This window comes from Phyllobacterium sp. P5_D12 (genome assembly GCF_054049495.1).
The window spans coordinates 1-1347 of the sequence record NZ_JBFUMG010000861.1; the positions used below are offsets into that span (position 1 = coordinate 1).

General features: G+C 55.6%; 2 protein-coding genes. One reads left to right on the forward strand and one right to left on the reverse strand.

Going from position 1 to position 1347, the window contains the following annotated elements:
* Positions 1 to 790: CoA transferase subunit A (locus tag ACXJ5O_RS27100; protein WP_457302615.1), on the reverse strand; the 790-nt coding region annotated here is incomplete at its 3' end.
* A gap of 122 nt (positions 791 to 912) precedes the next feature.
* Here ACXJ5O_RS27100 and ACXJ5O_RS27105 point away from each other — a divergent pair.
* Positions 913 to 1347 (forward strand): helix-turn-helix domain-containing protein (locus tag ACXJ5O_RS27105; RefSeq protein ID WP_457302616.1); only part of this gene is annotated, 435 nt, incomplete at its 3' end.

A 1347-nucleotide genomic window follows, 5' to 3' on the forward strand; every position in this document is an offset into this window, starting at 1 on the left:
CCTTGATCCAGGCCGTAAAACTATCGCGGTCACGGGCGATCTTGTCCCAGGCAATGTAAAAAGCGTTGGAGCGCGGATAATAGCCGTGCGCATAGGACGGAAACGCACCGCCAGGTATATGAACAACGGAGCTGACTGCCCATGTCGGCAGAACCACCGCATTGGGCGACGGCGGATTGAGTTCATCAACGATTTCTTCGACCGTAACGATCGAGCGCTTGGCCGCAAGCACCGCTTCTTTTTGGACGCCGGAGATGCCTTCGATCAGCACATTGCCTTTGCGGTCCGCGCGCTGGGCGTGGATAATCGACACGTCAGGGCGAATCGACGGGACCGCCGCAAGAGCTTCGCCGGTGAACGGGCAGGTAATTGATTTGATATTCGGGTTGACCTTCGCAAGATCCGCGCCGATATAGCCGCGGAGCATCGCGAATGGCAGGTTTGCTGCGCCTGCCTCATAGGCGTTTGCCATGGCAGCGTGCGAATGCTCCTCAATCTCAAGCGGGCGTGGCCACTGGTTTTCGACTGCATCGCGAAAACGGTGCAACGAGCCAACGCCCGGATTGCCGCCCCAGGAGAATTTCATACCGCGTGCTGCGCCGACGCCGATCAACTGGTCGTAGATCAGGTCTGGCGTCATCCGTATAAGAAAAAGCTCCTTGCGATCCTGCCGGATGATTTCGTGGCCGGCGGCATAGGGGATCAGGTGCGTGAACCCTTCCATCGCAATGGAATCGCCGTCCCTGACATTCTCTTCAATCGCTTCGGAAAGCGTGCAAATCCGCGCCACATTTCTCTCCCTGTCCCAAATTTCTCATCTTTTGATTAGTGCTTCATTGGTTCAAAGGTCAAATTATTTGTGCGTTATATGATTTTTGTTCGTATATCGCACAAATCGTGCTAGGGTTTGGCATGCGAGAAACGGACTTCATCAGTGGTTTTGCCAAGGGCCTCTCGGTAATCGAGGCGTTCGACGCGGCAAATCCGCGTCTTTCAATCACCGATATCTCGAGGATTACCGGCCTCGAACGTGCGACGGCCCGGCGTTGTCTCTTGACCTTGGCACAACTCGGCTATGCCGACTATGACGGCAAATTCTTCTCGCTATCGCCGCGAATACTGYGTCTTGGCCATTCCTATCTTACAGCGACTCCCCTGCCCCGCCTTCTGCAGCCTTTTCTCGATCAACTGTCGGAAAAGACCGGCGAAAGCGCATCGGCTTCCGTCCTCGATGGTAATGAGATCGTCTATATCGCCCGGGCATCGCATAAGAGGGTAATGTCGATCAATCTCAATCCCGGAAGCCGCCTGCCCGCCTATTGCTCGTCCATGGGGCGAGTCTTGCTC